The sequence below is a fragment of the Dietzia cercidiphylli genome, assembly GCF_014145145.1.
Lineage (GTDB): Bacteria > Actinomycetota > Actinomycetes > Mycobacteriales > Mycobacteriaceae > Dietzia > Dietzia natronolimnaea.
Genome location: NZ_JAALEA010000419.1, coordinates 1 through 1,349, shown reverse-complemented (window position 1 = coordinate 1,349; position 1,349 = coordinate 1). Strand labels below are relative to the sequence as shown.

Genomic DNA, 1,349 nt, shown 5'->3' with positions numbered 1-1,349 from the left:
GCACGCGCCAGCCACGTGGCGGTCGCCGAACCGGCGGGCCCGCACCCCACCACGAGGACATCGGTCGAAGCGGGAGGTCGCGGCCGTGGGTCCATGCGCTCCATGGTGGCAGGTCCGCGCCGGACCGGTCGGCGCCGACCTCGGCCGGGGTGGGGTGCCGCAGCCCCCGGGTGGGGACCGTAGTCTGTCGTCAGGGTCGGTCGATGCCGGTCCGCACCAGGCGACGAGGACGAATGAGGATGTCGAGCGATTCTGTGACGACCGGCACCGCTGAGACGGCGCCCGACCATGTGGTGGCGGGCGTGGACGTCGGCGACGCGGATCTCGCGGCGCTGCTGAGGGCGCGACTGGTGGAGGTCGAGGAGCTCCTGGTGAGCCGACTCGAGACCGGGGAGGACTTCCTCACCGAGGTCGCCCTGCACCTGGTCACCGCCGGCGGGAAGCGCTTCCGGCCCGTCGTCACCCTGCTCACCGGAGAGCTCGGTCCGGAACCCGACCGCGAGCGCCTGGTCAAGGCCGCCGTGGTGTGCGAGATGATCCACCTGGCCACGCTCTATCACGACGACGTGATGGACGAGGCGGCCGTGCGCCGCGGCGTGGAGTCCGCCAACAGCCGCTGGGACAACTCCACCGCGATCCTCGCCGGCGACTTCCTCTTCGCCCATTCCTCCATGCTCCTGGCGGACCTCGGCCCGGCCGCGGTCCAGCTCATCGCCCAGACCTTCGCGGAACTGGTCACCGGGCAGATGCGGGAGACCGTCGGTCCGGGCGACGGCGGGGACGCCGCCGGTCACTACCTCCGCGTGATCTGGGAGAAGACCGGGTCGCTGATCGCGGCCGCCGCCCAGTTCGGCGGCGAGTACTCCGGCGCCTCCGACGAGCAGATCCAGAGTCTGCGACGGCTGGGAGACGCCGTGGGGATCGCGTTCCAGATCGCCGACGACATCATCGACATCGCCTCTCCGTCGTCCGACTCGGGCAAGACTCCCGGGACCGACCTGCGCGAGGGTGTGCACACGCTGCCCATGATCTACGCGCTCGAGGCCGGTTCCACCGACGGCGACCGCCTCCGTGAACTGTTGGGGCAGCCGCTGACCGACGACTCCGAGGTCCACGAGGCCCTGGATCTCCTCCGCGCCTCCGAGGGGATGCGGCGCGCGCGGGCGACGCTCGAGCAGTACGTGGCGGACGCCATGGCCGAGCTGGACGTGCTGCCCGCCGGTCCCGCGAACGAGGCGCTGCGGCGGCTGGTCCGGTTCACCGTCGACCGCGTGAGCTGACCGCCGCGCCGGGCATCCGCTCCTGCGCCTGCGCGCCCGTCCAGCGCTCGGCTGGCTTCCGCTCTCGCG

1 protein-coding gene is annotated in these 1,349 nt (G+C 72.3%); it reads left to right on the top strand.

Annotation, left to right across the window (positions count from 1 at the left end; all coding sequences use genetic code 11):
- Nucleotides 1–239: 239 nt before the first annotated feature.
- Complete coding sequence (locus tag G6028_RS14380) at nucleotides 240–1,280, top strand: polyprenyl synthetase family protein (protein ID WP_182659280.1); 1,041 nt, start codon at nucleotides 240–242, stop codon at nucleotides 1,278–1,280.
- Nucleotides 1,281–1,349: the final 69 nt, after the last annotated feature.